The sequence below is a fragment of the Micromonospora sp. NPDC048898 genome (assembly GCF_043198035.1).
Lineage (GTDB): Bacteria > Actinomycetota > Actinomycetes > Mycobacteriales > Micromonosporaceae > Micromonospora.
Genome location: NZ_JBICUF010000017.1, coordinates 81888 through 98426, shown reverse-complemented (window position 1 = coordinate 98426; position 16539 = coordinate 81888). Strand labels below are relative to the sequence as shown.

The 16539-nt window shown below is 71.5% G+C and carries 17 protein-coding genes; 8 read left to right on the top strand and 9 right to left on the bottom strand.

Annotated features, from left to right (window positions below; translation table 11 throughout):
• Positions 1-17: 17 nt before the first annotated feature.
• Positions 18-806, bottom strand: a complete 789-nt coding sequence (locus ACGFIQ_RS30795) for an alpha/beta fold hydrolase (protein ID WP_393248996.1) — start codon at positions 804-806, stop codon at positions 18-20.
• Positions 807-1000: 194 nt separating this feature from the next.
• On the opposite strand from ACGFIQ_RS30795, the gene zwf reads away from it, so the two are divergent.
• Positions 1001-2380 (top strand): glucose-6-phosphate dehydrogenase, encoded by a 1380-nt coding sequence (gene zwf, locus ACGFIQ_RS30790; protein ID WP_393248995.1) that lies wholly within the window; start codon positions 1001-1003, stop codon positions 2378-2380.
• Positions 2381-2411: 31 nt separating this feature from the next.
• On the opposite strand, the gene ACGFIQ_RS30785 is transcribed toward zwf, so the two are convergent.
• A complete protein-coding gene (locus ACGFIQ_RS30785; protein WP_393249041.1) occupies positions 2412-3089 on the bottom strand; it encodes a TetR/AcrR family transcriptional regulator in 678 nt (225 codons plus the stop codon).
• Between the two features lie 104 nt (positions 3090-3193).
• Between ACGFIQ_RS30785 and ACGFIQ_RS30780 the strand changes: the two genes are divergently transcribed.
• The 3 genes from ACGFIQ_RS30780 to ACGFIQ_RS30770 all read left to right on the top strand — a co-directional run bounded on the left by ACGFIQ_RS30780 (position 3194) and on the right by ACGFIQ_RS30770 (position 6416).
• Positions 3194-4621, top strand: coding sequence for a DHA2 family efflux MFS transporter permease subunit (locus ACGFIQ_RS30780; protein ID WP_393248994.1), 1428 nt, complete (start codon positions 3194-3196; stop codon positions 4619-4621).
• Between the two features lie 260 nt (positions 4622-4881).
• Positions 4882-6294, top strand: coding sequence for an OFA family MFS transporter (locus ACGFIQ_RS30775; protein WP_393248993.1), 1413 nt, complete (start codon positions 4882-4884; stop codon positions 6292-6294).
• A complete protein-coding gene (locus tag ACGFIQ_RS30770; protein ID WP_393248992.1) occupies positions 6291-6416 on the top strand; it encodes a hypothetical protein in 126 nt (41 codons plus the stop codon). Before ACGFIQ_RS30775 ends, ACGFIQ_RS30770 begins: the two co-directional genes overlap by 4 nt.
• A gap of 62 nt (positions 6417-6478) precedes the next feature.
• Here ACGFIQ_RS30770 and ACGFIQ_RS30765 read toward each other — a convergent pair whose 3' ends face one another.
• Positions 6479-7207 carry an SDR family NAD(P)-dependent oxidoreductase gene (locus ACGFIQ_RS30765; protein ID WP_393248991.1) on the bottom strand — a complete coding sequence of 243 codons (729 nt, stop codon included), beginning with the start codon at positions 7205-7207 and terminating at the stop codon, positions 6479-6481.
• Positions 7208-7411: 204 nt separating this feature from the next.
• Here ACGFIQ_RS30765 and ACGFIQ_RS30760 point away from each other — a divergent pair, with 204 nt between their 5' ends.
• Both ACGFIQ_RS30760 and ACGFIQ_RS30755 read left to right on the top strand, forming a co-directional pair.
• Positions 7412-7873 carry a peroxiredoxin gene (locus tag ACGFIQ_RS30760; protein ID WP_393248990.1) on the top strand — a complete coding sequence of 154 codons (462 nt, stop codon included), beginning with the start codon at positions 7412-7414 and terminating at the stop codon, positions 7871-7873.
• Between the two features lie 73 nt (positions 7874-7946).
• On the top strand, positions 7947-8636 hold the full coding sequence (locus ACGFIQ_RS30755; RefSeq protein ID WP_393248989.1) for a hypothetical protein: 690 nt from the start codon (positions 7947-7949) through the stop codon (positions 8634-8636).
• 6 nt (positions 8637-8642) lie between these two features.
• On the opposite strand, the gene ACGFIQ_RS30750 is transcribed toward ACGFIQ_RS30755, so the two are convergent.
• On the bottom strand, positions 8643-9095 hold the full coding sequence (locus tag ACGFIQ_RS30750) for a MarR family winged helix-turn-helix transcriptional regulator (RefSeq protein WP_393248988.1): 453 nt from the start codon (positions 9093-9095) through the stop codon (positions 8643-8645).
• Positions 9096-9192: 97 nt separating this feature from the next.
• Here ACGFIQ_RS30750 and ACGFIQ_RS30745 point away from each other — a divergent pair, with 97 nt between their 5' ends.
• Positions 9193-9654: a MarR family winged helix-turn-helix transcriptional regulator gene (locus tag ACGFIQ_RS30745; RefSeq protein WP_393248987.1), complete on the top strand. Its 462-nt coding sequence runs from the start codon at positions 9193-9195 to the stop codon at positions 9652-9654.
• Positions 9655-9715: 61 nt separating this feature from the next.
• Here ACGFIQ_RS30745 and ACGFIQ_RS30740 read toward each other — a convergent pair whose 3' ends face one another.
• From ACGFIQ_RS30740 to ACGFIQ_RS30720, 5 genes are all read right to left on the bottom strand, one after another.
• A complete protein-coding gene (locus ACGFIQ_RS30740) occupies positions 9716-10648 on the bottom strand; it encodes a CU044_5270 family protein (protein WP_393248986.1) in 933 nt (310 codons plus the stop codon).
• Positions 10645-11229 (bottom strand): RNA polymerase sigma factor, encoded by a 585-nt coding sequence (locus ACGFIQ_RS30735; protein WP_393248985.1) that lies wholly within the window; start codon positions 11227-11229, stop codon positions 10645-10647. Before ACGFIQ_RS30735 ends, ACGFIQ_RS30740 begins: the two co-directional genes overlap by 4 nt.
• Before the next feature lie 54 nt (positions 11230-11283).
• Entirely contained in the window at positions 11284-12477 is a 1194-nt protein-coding gene (gene eis, locus ACGFIQ_RS30730; RefSeq protein ID WP_393248984.1) for an enhanced intracellular survival protein Eis, read from the bottom strand.
• Positions 12478-12693: 216 nt separating this feature from the next.
• On the bottom strand, positions 12694-13692 hold the full coding sequence (gene cydB / locus ACGFIQ_RS30725; RefSeq protein WP_393248983.1) for a cytochrome d ubiquinol oxidase subunit II: 999 nt from the start codon (positions 13690-13692) through the stop codon (positions 12694-12696).
• 14 nt (positions 13693-13706) lie between these two features.
• Entirely contained in the window at positions 13707-15119 is a 1413-nt protein-coding gene (locus ACGFIQ_RS30720; RefSeq protein WP_393248982.1) for a cytochrome ubiquinol oxidase subunit I, read from the bottom strand.
• A gap of 170 nt (positions 15120-15289) precedes the next feature.
• Here ACGFIQ_RS30720 and ACGFIQ_RS30715 point away from each other — a divergent pair, with 170 nt between their 5' ends.
• The gene (locus tag ACGFIQ_RS30715; protein WP_393248981.1) at positions 15290-16063 is read left to right on the top strand and encodes a lysophospholipid acyltransferase family protein; all 774 of its coding nucleotides are present in this window, start codon (positions 15290-15292) and stop codon (positions 16061-16063) included.
• The last annotated feature ends 476 nt before the right edge of the window (positions 16064-16539 follow it).

Below are 16539 nucleotides of genomic sequence, written 5' to 3'. Positions count from 1 at the left end.
GCGGAGAGTGGAGCCGATCATGATGCCCCTGAGATCCGGCGCAGCCAGTCCTGGGTGAGTGATCGCAGCGGGGTGGGCTGTTCGTACGGGAGGTAGTGCCCGGCCGCGTCGAGCACGGTGAAGGTGCCGCGGGGATAGCGGCGCATGGCGCGGAACTGGTCGGCGTAGCCGACGATCCGGTCCTGGCGGCCGGTGAGCACGGTGACCGGGCCGTCGAAGGTGACCTCGGCGGTCTCGTCGGGCAGCGCGTAGTCGGGGCTGGACTGCAGTTTCTGCTGGAACGTCGCGTCGCCGGGGCCGCCGGAGTCCAGTGCCGCGAGCACCGTCGCGACGACTGCGGGGGTGCGTTGGCCCAGGGCGGCGTCGAGGTGCTGGTGCAGGGTGGCGGGGGCGGCGTCGAGCCAGCCCGGGGGCGCGGTGGGCGGTGGGTCGTCGGGCAGGTCGCGGCTGTCGCGGGCGATGGTGACTCCGGGGCAGACGAGGAGCAGGCCGCGCACGAGGTCGGGTCGTTGGCGGGCGATGCCGGTGGCCAGGTACGCGCCGTAGGAGCCGCCGGCCAGCAGGGCCGGTGCGTCGAGGTGGTGGTCGAGCCACGCGCAGACGGTGTCCAGCACTGCCTGGGAGGTGGGTGCGCAGTTCGCGGGGGTGTCTCCGTGGCCGGGCAGGTCCAGGTAGATCTCGCGGAGGCCCGCGCCCGCGAGGGCGGGGCTGAAGGCGGCGGCCGTGGCGGCGCGGCTCAGGCTGAACATGGGCAGGCACACCACCGCTGGTCCGGTTGCCGTTGTTTGGTGGAACGCCAGGTTCATGGGAGTCCTTGTGGGAGTTGGTGGTGGTGCACCAACGTCTCATGCCTTGGCGGTGCTGTGAAGGGAGTGGTGGAGGGCGGTAAGTGCCGCCGCTGTCGCCGACCTCACGCGCGCCGCCCGTCGGGGAATTCTCGGCACGGGTCGCGCCGTTCTGGGTTCGGAAGATCAGGACCACATGATCGAATGGAAGTGCCATGCACATGCGCTCAGACGCGGTAGTGCTGTTCGGCGTCACCGGCGACCTCGTCTCGAAGAAGCTGTTCCCGGCGCTGTACGAGTTGACTCGGCGCGACCGCCTCGACGTCCCGGTGATCGGCGTGGCCCGCTCCCCCTGGGATGACCAGCAGCTCGTCACGACGGCCCGTAAGTCGGTCGCCGAGGCCAACGACGAGATCGACGACGAGACCTTCGACCGGCTGGCGCAGCACCTTTCGATGATCTCGGGCGACTACGCGGACCCGGCCACGTACCAGCGGTTGGCCGAGCGTCTGCGGGGCGCCGAGCGGCCGGTCTTCTATCTGGCGATCCCTCCGGCGGTGTTCGGTGCCGTCGTGCAGGGTCTCGCGGCGGCCGGTCTGGCCGATCGGGGTCGGGTCATCGTGGAGAAGCCGTTCGGGCGTGACCTGGAGTCCTCCCGCGAGTTGGATCGGACGCTGCGGGGGGCCTTCGATCCGGAGCGGGTGTTCCGTATCGACCACTACCTGGGCAAGGAGGCCGTCGAGGGTCTGTACGCCTTCCGGTTCGCCAACCGGTTGTTCGAGCCGTTGTGGAACAACCAGCACATCGACAACGTCCAGGTCACCCTGGCTGAGGGTTTCGGCACGCAGGGCCGCGCCGGCTTCTACGACACGGTGGGCGCCATCCGGGACGTGTTGCAGAACCACATCCTGCAGGTCGTCGCGTTGATCGCGATGGAGGCACCCGACAGCGAGGACACCGCCGCGTTCCGTGCGGCGGAGGTGGCGGTGTTGCGGCAGATCGCGCCGTTGTCGCCGGAGTCCACCGTGCGGGGTCAGTACGCCGGTTACCGGGACGAACCGGGCGTGGCAGCGGATTCGAACACGGAGACGTTCGTGGCCACCCGGTTGACCGTCGACTCCCCCCGCTGGGCCGGTGTGCCGTTCTACCTGCGGGCCGGTAAGTCGTTGCCAGGGACGGCGACGGAGGTCGTGGTCGAGTTCAAGCAGCCGCAGCGTTCGCTGATCCCGGCCGAGCGGGGCACGGTGACCGCCGCGAATCTGCTGCGGTTCCGGCTCGGGCGTGGTGACGGCATCACGATGTCGATCCAGGCGAAGAGCCCGGGTGCCGAGGTGGCGAGTCGTCCGGTGGATCTGTCCGTCGACTTCGGCGCGGCTTTCGGTCGTCGTCAGGAGGCGTATGAGCGGCTGCTCGACGACGCGATGGATGGGCAGCACCTGCGCTTCGCGCGGGAGGAGACGATCGAGCAGGAGTGGCGCATCGTCGCGCCGATCCTGGATCTGGCGGCGGCGGTGCAGTCGTACGACAGGGGCAGTTGGGGTCCGGCGGACGCCGAGGCGCTGGCCGGCGGCTGGCACTTCCCGGACCTGCGGTAGCGGTGGGCCGCACCGCTCGCGGGCGGTGGGGTCAGCCGGTGGTACGGGCCGCCGGGCGGATGCCGCGGATGCCGGCGACGGCGAACTCGATGCCCAGGTCGTAGTAACCCTCTCGGTCTCCGCAGAGGGTGAGCGCGTCGGCGGCGGCGAGGACGTGCGGGAAACGCTGCGGCGCCAACGCCTGCAGCGCCGCCCGCTTGGCGCGGATGGCGTTGTCGCGGGTGTCCGGGTCGGTGCTCCCCATGGCGCCGGGTTCGGTGGCGACGAGGGTCACCAGGGAGCAGAGGGCCTGGCTGCCGATCTCGGTGGCCTGCTCCGGGGGGTAGCCCGCCCCGTCGAGCAGGGCGAGGATGCGCTCCACCAGGACCAGGCCCGGCTCGGACAGCAGGATGCGGGTGGGGACGAGCCCGGCGACGGTGGGGTGTGGGCGCAGCGCGGCGAGGCAGGCGGCCAGGATGGCGCGGACCTGCTGGTCCCAGGGTGCGGTGCTCGGCTCGGGCAGGCGGATGTCGGCGAGCAGGCGTGCGGCGAGCGCGTCGAGCAGGTCGCTCTTGTCCCGGAAGTGCCGGTAGAGCGCCATCGGGGTGACGCCGTGTTCCTGGGCCAGCCGGCGGATGGTGATCGCGGAGAGGCCCTCGGCGTCGGCGATGCGTAGCGCGCTCGCCACGATCGCGGTGGGGTCGAGGCGCTGGGGGGTGTCCTTGTTCATACTGGCCACGTCGCCAGTGTACTACGTACACATCAAGGTATACGTTGTAGATGTACGGCGTATACCGCGTCGTGCGTGAGGTCTTCTCTCCCGATGGGGTGGGCATGCGACGTAGTCCCTGGGCAACTCTGGCGGTGCTGTCGGTGGCGCAGTTCATCGTCATCCTCGACGTGACGATCGTGAACGTGGCGCTGCCCAACATCCAGACCGACCTGAGCTTCACCGCTGACGACCTGCAATGGGTGATCAGCGCGTACACCCTGCTCTTCGGTGGTTTCCTGCTGCTTGGTGGCCGCGCCGCCGACCTGCTCGGCGCCCGCCGGATCTTCATCGTCGGTCTGGTGCTGTTCGGGGCGATGTCCCTGCTCGCCGGGCTCGCGACCTCGCCCGGCCTGCTGATCGCCGCGCGCGCCGTGCAGGGCCTGGGCGGCGCGTTGCTCTCCCCCGCGGCGTTGGCCATCCTCACCGTCACGTTCGCGCACGGACGGGAGCGCAACATCGCCATGGGCATCTGGGGTGCTCTCGCCGGGCTCGGCGGAACCCTGGGCGTGGTGGCCGGCGGCCTGCTCGTCGACGCGTTGAGCTGGCGGTGGGTGTTCTTCGTCAACGTACCCATCGTCATCGCGCTCGTGGCGATCGTGCCGACCTTCGTGGCGGCCGTGCGGCACTCCCAGCCCGGCCCCCGGACCTTCGACGCGCTCGGCGCGGTCCTCGGCACCACCGGCCTGCTCGCCGTCGTGTTCGGCGTGGTCCGGGCCGAGTCCGCCGGCTGGGGCTCGGCGCAGGTGCTCGCCACCCTCGTCGGCGGGGTTGCGTTGCTGGCGGTCTTCGTCGGTGTCGAGGCGCGCTCGGCCGCGCCGCTGGTGCCGCTGCGGCTGTTCCGCTCCCGGGCGCTGAGTGTCTCCAGTGGGGCGCTGGCGCTCAACGGCGCCGCGTTCCTGTCGATGTTCTTCCTCACCGCGATCTACCTGCAGCAGGTGCGCGGCGCCTCGCCGCTGACCGCCGGCCTGCAGTTCCTGCCGATGGGTGCGACAGCCATCGCCGGCGCTGCCCTCGCCACCCAACTGGTGCACCGACTCGGCACCCGCACCCTGCAGATCATCGGCGCGCTGCTCAGCGTGATCGGCCTGCTGCTGCTCAGTGGGGCGAGCGCCACCGGCTCGTACGCCGGCGAGCTGCTGCCCGGCCTGCTGCTGTTCGGCCTGGGCATCACGACGCTTGGCGTACCCGCCCAGATCTCCGCGATCTCCGACGTCAAACACCATGAGGCCGGTGCCGCGTCCGGTGTGGTCACCGCCGTGTACCAGGTCGGCGGCGCCTTGGGGTTGGCCATCGTCACCACACTGTCGGTCACCCACGTCACCGATGCGCTCAGTCGCGGTGCCGGTCAGCAGCAGGCTCTTGTCGACGGGTTCCACCGCGGGCTGTTGATCGCCGCCGTCTTCGCGATCGTCAACCTGGTCATCTCGCTGGCCGCCCCGCAATTGCGCCCCGACGCCGAGCGGGTCGCCGAGGCGGCCGTCGCGGCCTGAGCGGGCCCACGGGAAGCCGGCACGGTCGGCCCCCCATGGCAGCGTGATCGACTCGGTTTTCCGGCATGTCGCGGTGTCAGGCTCTGTGCGACACCCCGACTTCCCGGAAGCCGAGTCGATCACGCGCGCACCGGGCGGGCGCTGACTGACCGCTCAGCTCAGCGCAGCGACCGTCCGGCGCTGGTGAGGTTTGCCGCTTGCGGGTGCTGTGGGCACGTTGTGCGGGACGTCTCTCGTCCTCGTCGGAGAGGAAGCAGCGCATGCTTTCCGCACTCGATCGTCGGCACACCGTCGCGCCGCCCGGTTACAGCCGCTGGCTCATTCCCCCGGCGGCGTTGGCCATCCACCTCTGCATCGGTCAGGTGTACGCCACAAGCGTCTACAAGAACTCGCTGATCGCCCACTTCGACACCAGTCAGACGGCGATCGGAGTGATCTTCAGCATCGCGATCGTGATGTTGGGGTTGTCCGCCGCCGTCGCCGGGACCTGGGTGGAGGCGAACGGGCCGCGTAAGGCCATGTTCGTCTCCGCCTGTTTCTGGGCGGCGGGCTTCCTCGTGGGCTCGCTTGGCATCGCCACCAAGCAGCTGTGGCTGCTGTACCTGGGCTACGGGCTGCTCGGCGGCATCGGGCTGGGCATCGGCTACATTTCCCCCGTCTCCACCCTGATCAAGTGGTTCCCGGACCGGCCGGGTCTGGCCACCGGGTTGGCGATCATGGGATTCGGTGGCGGGGCGATGGTCGCCTCTCCCCTGTCGCGGCAACTGCTGTCGTTCTACGACGCCGGCTACGACCCGGCCAACGCGGGCTCGACGGCGTCGGGCAGCGCCCTGGTGTGGTTGTTCGTGACGCTCGGCCTGGGCTACTTCGTGATCATGATGTTCGGGGTGGCGAACGTGCGGGTGCCGGCGGAGGGTTGGCGCCCGGCCGGGTTCGACCCGGCGAGTGTGGCGGCGAAGCCGCTTGTCACCACGGCGAACGTGTCGGCGGCGAACGCGGTGAAGACCCGCTCGTTCTGGCTGCTGTGGGTGGTGCTGTTCTGCAACGTGACCGCGGGCATCGGCATCCTGGAGCAGGCCAGCCCGATGATCCAGGACTTCTTCCGGGACAACGGCACGTCGGCGGTGTCGGTGGCGGCGGCCGGTGGGTTCGTGGGGTTGCTGTCGCTGTTCAACATGGCCGGTCGGTTCGTGTGGTCGTCGACGTCGGACGTCATCGGTCGCAAGCCGATCTACCTGGTGTACCTGGGGGTCGGCATGGTGCTGTACGCGCTGCTGGCCCTGGTCGGGCAGAGCGCGACGGCGTTGTTCGTGCTGTTGGCGTGCGTGATCCTGTCGTTCTACGGCGGTGGGTTCGCCACGGTGCCGGCGTACCTGCGGGATCTGTTCGGCACGTTCCAGGTGGGTGCGATCCATGGCCGGTTGTTGACCGCCTGGTCGGCGGCGGGGATCGCGGGTCCGCTGATCGTCAACGGGTTCCTCGACGCGCAGGGTGAGCCGGGTTCGTTGACGGCGGCGGCGTACCGGCCGGCGTTGTTCACGATGGTGGGGGTGTTGGCCGTGGGGTTCGTGGCGAACCTGCTGGTGCGGCCGGTGCCGCAGCGCTACCACGAACCGGCGGCGGAGCGCGGTGTGGATGAGGACACCATGGCGGAGAGGAGTGGCACGCGATGAGCGACGACAGTCGATCCGGGCAGCAGGCCCGGTTGTGGATCTCCTGGTTGGTGGTGGCGGTGCTGCTCGGCTACGGGGTGGTGCAGACGGTCAGCACGGCGGCGAAGCTGTTCACGCACTGAGGTGTTCACGCCTTGAGCTGTTCACCCGCTGAGCGGTGAGCCGGGGCGCCGCGCTCCCCGGCTCACAGGCCGCCGGAGACCCGCAGGACCGTGCCGGTGGTGTACGAGGCGTCGGGGCCGAGCAACCAGGCGATGGCGGCGGCGATCTCGTCGGGTTCACCGGCGCGGCCCAGGGGGATACGACCGACGGCGGTGTCGGCGCGGTCGGGTACGCCGGAGTCGGCGTGGATGTCGGTGCGCACGATCCCCGGTGCGACGGCGTTGACCCGGATGCCCCTGGGGGCGAGTTCCTTGGCGAGGCCGACGGTGAGGGTGTCGGTGGCGGCCTTCACGGCGGCGTAGTGCACGTACTCCCCCGGGCTGCCGAGGGTGGCGGCGGCCGACGAGACGTTGACGATCGCCCCGCCGTCGGTGAGTCGGCGGGCGGCCTGTTGGGCGCAGAGGACGTAGCCGACGAGGTTGACGTCGACGACCCGGCGCAGGTCGTCGACGCGTAGCTCGGTGAAGGGCCCGATGGGGCTGGTGACGCCGGCGTTGTTGACCAGGCCGGTGAGGGGGCCGAGTTGGGTGGCGGCGTCGAACAGGCCGGCGACCTGGTCGGGGTCGGTGGTGTCGGCGCGTACCGCGATGGCCTGTGCTCCTGCGGTGCGCAGGTCGGTCAGGACCCTCGCGGCGGCGGTGTCGTCGCGGCGGTAGCACAGGGCGATGCGGTGACCGGCCTGGGCGAGGCGGCGGGCGGTGGCCGCGCCGATGCCACGGCCGCCGCCGGTGATGACGGTGACGGGTGCCATGGTGCCTCCCGAGTTTCTGTCGGCTGCGCGTCGGTCGCGCCGACGCTACCGTGACCGGCGCGGCCGGGTCGTCGAGAGGAGGGTCACCTGCGGCGGGCGCGGCGCGGGCGGGCCCAGGCCGCGGTGGTGGCCGACGAGGTGGCGGCGCTGCGGGTGTGATCGCTTACGCTCACCGCGCGTTCGATCGGACAACGGAGGTGTGCGGTGGCGGGTGTGGGTGTCGGCGACGTGGTGCGGGATTTCGAGCTGCCGGATGAGACGGGCACGCCGCGGCGGCTGTCGGAGTTCCTGGCGACCGGGCCGGTGGTGTTGTTCTTCTATCCGGCGGCGATGACTCGGGGGTGCACGGCGGAGAGCTGCCACTTCCGGGACCTGGCGGCGGAGTTCACGGCGCGGGGTGCGTCGCGGGTGGGCATCAGTCGGGACCCGGTGGCCAAGCAGGCCGAGTTCTCGAAGTTGCACGGTTTCGACTATCCGCTGCTGTCGGATGTCGACGGCGCGGTGGCGCAGCTGTTCGGGGTCAGGCGGCGGGTGCCGTTGGGGCCGTTGAGCATGAAGCGGATGACGTTCGTGATCGGTACGGACCGGCGGATCATCGAGGTGATCCACAGCGAGGTCAGCATGAACGACCACGCGGACCGGGCACTGCGGGCACTGGGCGGCTGAGCCCCGTGCGGCGGGTGTCGCAGCCGGCTGGTATCAAGACAGCAATCAAACAGGTGTACGGAAGAGGGTTGTGATGGATGCCGGCCAGGGTTTGTCCACTAGCGAGGTGCAGAGCATCCGGGAGGCGTTGGCGGCCGGGCGCAAGCCGCGGGTGGTGTTCACCGCGGCGGCGGGGCAGATCGCCGGTCAGGTCGGTCAGGTGATCGAGCTGACCGACCCCGAGGTGTCCGACGAGTTCGTGGTGGTGCGCTTCGGTCGCGACGAGTTGCCGTTCTCCCCCGCCGACCTGGCGGTGGCGCCCAAGGGTGCCGGTCGTCGGGTGGCGGAGGCGAAACCGGAGCCGGAGCCGCAGGAGGCGCCCGCGACGCCGCCCGCGCCGGAGTTCGTGTTGGACACGCCGCGGGTGCCCGCGCAGCGACAGGAGGAGCCGAAGGTGGAGCAGACGGAGAAGCCGCCGGCGCGGCGGGCGGTCAAGGCCGTCAAGCCGAAGGGCCCGGCGGGGCTGACGGTGACGTTGGCGTACGCCGACGGGGAGTGGACCGTCGCGGCGCAGCAGGGCAGCAAGGCTCTCGCGAAGCCGTACGTGGTGAAGCCGGCGGAGGCGTTGAAGATGGTGGCGCTTGTGGACGTGCCCGGGGTGCAGGAGGCGGTGGAGCAGATCCTCGGCACCGAGCGGGCCGAGGCGGAGCAGCAGGCGGAGAAGCTGCGCGCCGAGTTGGCCGAGATCGAGGCCCGGCTGGCGGAGTTGCGCGAGGCCCGCTGAGGCGGGTCAGGGCCGGGTGTGGTGGTCCAGCAGTCGGGTGAGCAGGTGGGTCAGTTGTTCGCGTTCGGTGGTGGACAGTGGGGCGAGCAGGTCGTGTTGGACGCGGTCGAGGGTGTCGCCCAGTCGGCGGGCCTCGGCGGCGCCGGCTTCGGTGCTGCTGATGACGTTGCGGCGGCGGTCGGTCGGGTCGGGGGCACGCACGACGAGCCCTCGGCCGGCCAGGTCGTTGACGGCCGCGACGACGTCGCTGCGGTCGATGCCGCAGCGGCGGCCGAGGTCGGCCTGGCTGGCCGGCCCGTCCTCGGCGAGGGTGGCGAGCAGCCGGTAGTGGTAGCCGCGCAGGTCGTGTGCGGCGAAGCCCTCGGTGAGCAGGCGGGTGGCGTGGCTGGCGGTCTGGTTGAGCAGCCAGGTCGGGGTGGTGCGCAGCCCGGCGGGTGACTGCGGGGCCGCGTTGTCCATGGGGTGCAGCCTACCAGCAATCGTTGGCGCGACCCACGATCGAGTGTTACGTTGACGCGACCAACGTTGGTCCGGCCAACGTTTTGAAGGAGGCGTCATGTCCACCGTCCCCACCCTCAACGGGCAGGTCATCGGCCAAGCCCACTACGCCACCCGGGCCCTACTCGAACGGGCCACCGAACCCCTGGGCGTCACGTTCACCCAACTGGTCGCCCTCAACGCCCTCGCCCAGGGCCCGGTCGGGGCCGCACACCTCACGCAGCGGGTCACCAGCACCCTCAAGGTCGACGAGCCGACCGTGCACCAACTGATCGCCCACCTCGTCGACGCCGGCCTCGCAACGGTCGACAGCCCCTCCTCCCCGGCTGGCGGCGACGAGCCGTTGGTGGCGCTCACCGACACCGGTCACGCCGCCCAGCGCGGCGTCGTCGCCGCCGTCGCGGACCTCAGTGCCCGGCTGTACGCGGACATCCCCACCGACGAGGCCAGCACGGCAGCACGGGTGCTGACCCTCGTCACCCACCGCGCGAACGCCGAGCTGGCGGCGATCCCAGCCTGACCGGACGCCGGCAGTCAGGCGGCCGGCACCCAGCGCGTGTGAGTGCCGGCCGCCTGGTCACCTACCGTGCCGGGCGCTGCCCGAGCTGCGACACCACGGCCCGTTGCAGCACGGCGGTCGTGCCCAGCACCGTCCCGGCCGGCCCGTCGGCGGTGTCCGCCACGAGATAGCTGCGCTCACCGAGGTAGTCGAACGTCTGCTCATCGAAGATCCACTCGTCGCGGCGGCTGCGCTCGGTGTGCGCGACGGCTATCCCCCGCCGTCCGGCCGCGTCGGTGGCCCCGCGCACCATCTCGACCCCGGGGATCTTCGCCGCGGCCCGGTAGAGCGCGGCGCTCGTGCGCGGCGGCACCAAGGACTCGCGCAGGATGTCGCCGATCGCGGTGAACGCCGCACCGTCGCGGCTGGTGCCCCGGCCCCGCTGCTCGCGCTCGGCGTACAGCTTCGCCAGCAGGGCGTCCGGGTCCTCGGGCAGGTCGACCAGCGCGGCGTTCGGTGTCACGTCGGTAAGCGTCTCGCGCTCAGGAATCACGCCGACGATCGGCGCGTCGAAGAACGGCTGCCGCAGCAGGCCGTCACCCTGCTCGTCGCGGGGGATCCAGATCTCCCGCTCGTGCACCGGTCGCAGCCGCGCCGGGCCGTCGCCGAGTTCGGCGAAGGCCCCCCGGCTCCTGATGTAGACGTAGCGGCCTGTGCCCGCCGGTAGCGCCGGCTTCGCGGCGGCAGCCGCGGCCATCCGGTTGAGCAGCAGCGTCGCGCCGAGGCGTTCGCCCTGCGCGACCGGGACGACGAGTGGCGCGCTGTCCGGTGCCCACGGCTGGGTGATCATCCCGGTCGTGATCGCGACGGCCAACGCCGCCGACACCGGCACGAGCACCCGTACCCGTCGGGGCCGCTGCGACGGCCGCCGGACCTCGGTCAGCAGATGATGCCGCAGCGCCTGTCGGCGCACCGCCGGCAGAGCCGGCACGGGCGGAGCGGACGGCTCTGTCATCGGTACTCTCCCTGCTCGACGGGGATCATCGGGGTGCCGGCCAGTTCCTGCTGCGCCAGCGCGCGCAGTCGGACGCGGGCCCGCGACAGCCGGGAGCGCACGGTCCCGACGGGTACGCCCAGCGCCTCGGCCGCCGCCGCGTAGTCCAGGTGCGACCAGACGCAGAGCAGGAACACCTCCCGGTCCGCGCGGCGCAGCGCCCGCAGCCCTGCCAGGGCGGCAGCCACCTGCTCGGCGTCGTGCATCCGGTCGACCACGGCGTCGGCGAAGTCCGGGACGGTGTCGCGTACCGGCAGCCGCCGCAACGCCTCCCGGTGCCGGCGCGCCGCCCGGCGGCGGTTGCGCAGGACGTTGGTCGCGATCCCGAGCAGCCACGGCCGCAGGCTGTCCCCGTCCGGGCGCAGGGACTCGCGGATCCGCCACGCCTCCAGGAAGGTCAGCGACACCACGTCCTCGGCGTGCGCCGGATCGCTCCCGCTCCACAGCGCATGTCGATGAACCGCGTCGGCGTGCTCATCGAAGAGCTCGCCCAACGCATCGGTGTCTCCGGCCCGGATCCGGGCCCGCATCTCGGCTGTCACACCTGTATCTGTCCGCTGCCGCCGTCGGGTTCCCGGTCAGTCATCGGCCACCGGTCAGAAGTAGTCGAGCAACTGCGCCGGACCCCCGGCGCCCAGCAGGTCGAGCGCGGCCGGGTCGGCACCCGGGCCGTGGTGCAGCAACCCGGCCTGTGCCACCGACCGGGCGTGCGCGGCTCCGGCGTAGAGCAACGCGAAACCGCGCACGTCCAGCCGCAGGTCGGCCGCGATGTTGATCGGGGTCAGCTCGGCGGCACCGTCGGCGACGGTCAACCGCCAGGTGCCGGAGTTCCAGTCGGCGAGCGCGTCGGTGAGGGTGAAGTCGACGACGCCCCGGGCGTGGGCGGGCCACCCCCGGGCGCTCACGGCGCGGGCGACGTCGACCGGTCGGTGCATCCACAGGTCGCGTTCGTGGTCGCGGGCCGACTCCAGCGGCAGGTGCGGGCTGACCGCGTCGCCGTCGAGGGGGCACAGCCGCAGCGTCGGTGCGACGCTGGCCCAACTGCCGAGGACCCCGACGAGTTCCCGGGCGGCCTCGGCGGTGACGGCCAGGGCCTCGTCGACGGTGAGCACCGAGTCGGCGCCGTAGCCGCGGCCCCGCTGCCAGGTGGCGTAGCCGACCAGGTCGCCGTCGTCCTCGACAAGGGTGAGACCGTCGCCGGGCAGGCCCTGGTCGGCGGCGAAGAAGTCGAACAGCTCACCCCGGCGGGTCAGCATGCCGTTGCGGTGCCGGGCGACCCGCTGGTAGAGGTCGGCGACGGCGGGCAGGTCGGCCGGTGTGCCGGCCCGCACCGCCAGGTCCGGGCAGGGCCGGTGCCGGGGCAGCGCGGCGGTGGCCAGATCGACGGTACGCAGCACACCGCCGGCCTCCCACCCGCACGCCCGGTACGGGGCGGCGATGGTCGGGTAGAGGGCACTGACCGCCGCCCCCCGCTCGCGGGCCCCGCGCAGCAGAGCGGTGAGCATGGCACGGCCCACGCCCCGACCGCGGGCCTCGGGGGCGACAGCCACCCCGGCCACGTCGGCGGCCGACACCGCCCGGCCCGACCACCACTGGTCGTGATGCAGGTCGACGGCCTTGCCGACGAGCCGACCGCTGTCGTCGAACGCGCCGTAGCGGGTCATGCCGGGCACCGCGACGGTGGTGCTGGCGTGTCGCTCCGCGGCGGAGCCGAAGGCGAACCGACCCAACTCCCAGGCGGCGTCAAGGTCGTCGGTGCTGAGTTCACGAACGTGCACAGGCTCGGGCATCGGCACACCCTAGCGGGGGCGGATCGGAGCCGACCGCCGATTTCCCCGCCCCACCCCCACCCCGCCCCACCCCGCCCCGCAGCCCTTCGCCGCCCTCCGCCGTCGATCAAGGAGTTGTGGTGGGTGACAAAGGGCCCGAACTGGCCCAGGCCGGGCACCACAACTCCGTGATCGACGGGGTCGGCACGGGCACGATCGTGCGCCGGCCTGATCCGCTCAGTGCTGCGGGATGTTGGCCACGCCGATGCGCTTGCGGAACACCCAGTAGGTCCAGGCCTGGTAGCCGAGCACGACCGGGGTGAAGATCACCGCGACCCAGGTCATGATCTTCAGGGTGTACGGGGTGGAGGCGGCGTTGGTGGCCGTGAGCGTGCCGGCCGCATCCAGGGTGGAGGGCAGCACGTTCGGGAACAGCGCCGCGAACAGGGTCGCCACGGCCAGACCGATCGCCACGGCGGTGCCGGTGAACGCCCAGCCCTCCCGGCGTACCCGGGCGGCGGCGAGCCCACCGAGCAGGGCGAGGGCCGCGGCGACGGCGAGCACGACGGCGGCGGTGCTGGAGCGGATGCTCAGCGTCCAGGTGAGGAAGGCGACCGCGAGCACAGCGGCGCCGACGCCCAGGCGCACGGCGAGGGCGCCCGCGCGCTCGCGGATGTCACCGGTGGTCTTCAGCGCGAGGAACACCGCGCCGTGGGTCGCGAACAGCGCGAGCGTGGTCGCGCCGCCCAGCAGGGCGTACGGGTTGAGCAGGTTCAGCAGGCCGCCGACGTACTCGTGGTCGGCGTCCAGTGGCACACCGCGCAGGATGTTGGCGAAGGCGACACCCCACAGGATCGCCGGCACCACCGACCCGAGCACGATCGCCGTGTCCCAGCGGCGCTTCCAGGACACCTCGGGGCGCTTGTGCCGGTACTCGAAGGCGACGCCCCGGGCGATCAGGGCCAGCAGGATCAGCAGCAGCGGCAGGTAGAAGCCGGAGAACAGGGTGGCGTACCACTCCGGGAACGCGGCGAACATGGCACCACCGGCGGTGATCAGCCAGACCTCGTTGCCGTCCCAGACCGGGCCGATGGTGTTGATCAGAACGCGGCGTTCCCGGTCGTCGCGGCCGAGCACGGGCAGCAGCATGCCGACGCCGAAGTCGAAGCCCTCCAGGATGAAGTACCCGGTGAACAGCACGGCGACGAGGAGAAACCAGATGGTGGTCAGTTCCACGATGGGCTCCGGGATCAGTAGGCGAAGGCGAGCGGGCGCTCGGCGTCGTCGGTGTCGTCGGTGGGGGGTTGTTCGGTGACGTCCGGCACGCCGGCGCGGGCGTAGCGCAGCAGCAGCTTGACCTCGATCACGGCGAGGGTGGCGTAGATCAGCGTGAAGGCGGTGAACGAGGTGAGCACCTCGGCCAGCGAGACGCTGCGCGACACCCCGTTGCGGGTGAGCATCTCGCCGAAGACGATCCACGGCTGGCGGCCCATCTCGGTGAAGATCCAGCCGAAGGAGTTGGCCAGCAGCGGCAGCACCGGCATGGCCAGCCCGGCGCGCAGCAGCCACCTGCTGCTGGGGGTACGGCCCTTGCGCTGGCTCCAGAGCACCAGCAGGGCGATCGCGCCGGCCGCCATGCCGAAGGCGATCATGAAGCGGAAGCTCCAGTAGGTGACCGGGATGATCGGGGTGTAGCTGCCCGCGCCGTACTGGGTGGCGTACTGGGCCTGCAGGTCGTTGATGCCGTGCACGGTGCCGTTCGGGTCGCCGGTGCCCAGGTACGACAGCAGGTACGGGATCTTGAGGGCGAACACCTCGCGGCTGCCGTCGAGGCTGCCGATGGTGAGCACGGAGAACGAGGCGGGGCTCTCGGTGGTGTAGAGGCCCTCGGCGGCGGCCATCTTCATCGGCTGCACGTCCGTCATGATCTTGCCCTGGATGTCGCCGGTGAACAGCACGGCGGCGGAGGCGACCAGGACCACCCAGGAGCCGAACCTGGTGGCGAAGCGGTACGCGCCGGTGTCGGCGGAGTCGCGGTTGCGGATCACGTGCCACAGGCCGACGGAGACGATCAGCGACCCGGCGACCAGGAACGAGCCGGCCAGGGTGTGCGGGAAGGTGATCAGGGCGACCTTGTTGGTCAGCACGGCCGGGAAGTCGGTCAGCTCGGCGCGTCCGCTGTCGGGGTTGATGCGGTAGCCGACCGGGTTCTGCATGAACGAGTTCGCGGCGAGGATGAAGTACGCGGACAGGTTGGTGCCGATCGCGGCGGCCCAGATGCTGGCCAGGTGGGCGCGCTTGGGCAGCCGGTCCCATCCGAAGATCCACAGGCCGATGAACGTCGATTCGAGGAAGAACGCGACGAGTGCCTCGATGGCCAGGGGTGCGCCGAAGATGTCGCCGACGAAGCGGGAGTAGTCGCTCCAGTTCATGCCGAACTGGAACTCCTGCACGATGCCGGTGACCACGCCCATCGCGAAGTTGATCAGGAACAGCTTGCCGTAGAACTTGGTGAGTTTCAGGTAGCGCTCGTTGCCGGTGCGGTGCCACATCGTCTGCAGGATGGCCACCAGCACGGACAGGCCGATGGTCAGTGGCACGAAGAGAAAGTGGTAGACGGTGGTGACACCGAACTGCCAGCGGGCAACGTCCAACGCGTCCACTCGAAACCCCCACCCATTCGTACTACGAGACGTAGTAAATACTACCGCTCGTCGTAGAGGAATCGGCAGGGCCGTGCGACCCGAACCGGCCCGGGACCAATGACCCTGATCACCCCGGTCCCCCGACCCGCACTCGCGACCACACCGCCGCGTGCGACGATGGCGCGCTGATGGACACCGCACACGCCCCCTGGCAGCCGCCGCTGATCTGGCGCGCCGCCCTCCTGCTGATGCGCGGCCTGGTCGGCCTGCTCGCCCGCCTCGAGGTCACCGGCGACGTCCCCGCGCACCTGCGCCGCGGCCCGCTGGTGCTGGCCGCCAACCACATCAGCCCGTTCGACCCCCTCGTCATGGCCGCCGCCTGCCAGACCCGCGGCATCGCCCCCCGGATCATGGCGACCGCCGGGCTGTTCCGCGTGCCGGTTTTCGGTGCCGCCATGCGCCACGCCGGGCACATCCGCGTCGACCGGGGCACCAGCGCCGTACACCGAGCACTCGACGACGCCGCCAGCGCCGTCACCCGGGGGTCGGTGATCCTCATCTACCCCGAGGGGCGCATCGGCCTGGACCCCGGCATGTGGCCCGAACGCGGCAAGACCGGCGCCGCCCGACTCGCCCTGGCCTGCGGCGCTCCGGTCGTACCGATCGCCCAGTGGGGCGCCCACGAGGTGCTGCCCTACCGGGCGCCGCGCGGAATGCTGCGCGGCATCGCCCGCGCGCTGTGGCGCCGCCCGGTGATCCGGGTGCACTTCGGCGCGCCCGTCGACCTGGGCGAGACGAACACCACCAGCCCCGGCGCCGCCCGCCGGGCCACCGACCGGATCATCGACGCGCTCACCGACGCCCTCGCCCCGCTGCGCCCCGACGAGCCGGACCGGCCCCGGCACGTCGACCCCGGCCGCCCCGCCGACACCAGCCGCGTCCACCGCCGCGACCCCCGCTGAGGACGACGCCGTGATCAACTCCGCTTTCTGAAAACCGGGGCATACCCACGCCCCGGACACCCCGCCTTGCAGAAAACCGCCGGAGACCCGACGTCGCGCCGGTTCAGCGGTGCGCGCGGCGCCCCACACACCTCGTCGTCCCCGACACCGGGCTGACCACCCTCTGCTCGCATAGGCCGGTCTGGGGGAAATCCCCCAGTGCAAGACGGCTGACAGCCGGCTTCTGCCCGGACAACCACGCGCCTAGCGTGATCTTCCGTAGCCCACCGACGACGCGGGTGACCCGGGCCCGGACCCTCACCAGGCGACACGGGGCCGACGATCGGTGAGCGGTGCCAGTGCGCATCCGCCGTCGGCGGGCAGGCGGGACGCGTGCGCGGGAGGCGGGGTGGAGGATGACGGGCATGGGCCTTCCGGTTCGCACGCCGAGCGCGAACCCGCCGCCGGGCGACCGGAGGCGGGGCAGGCACCCGTGG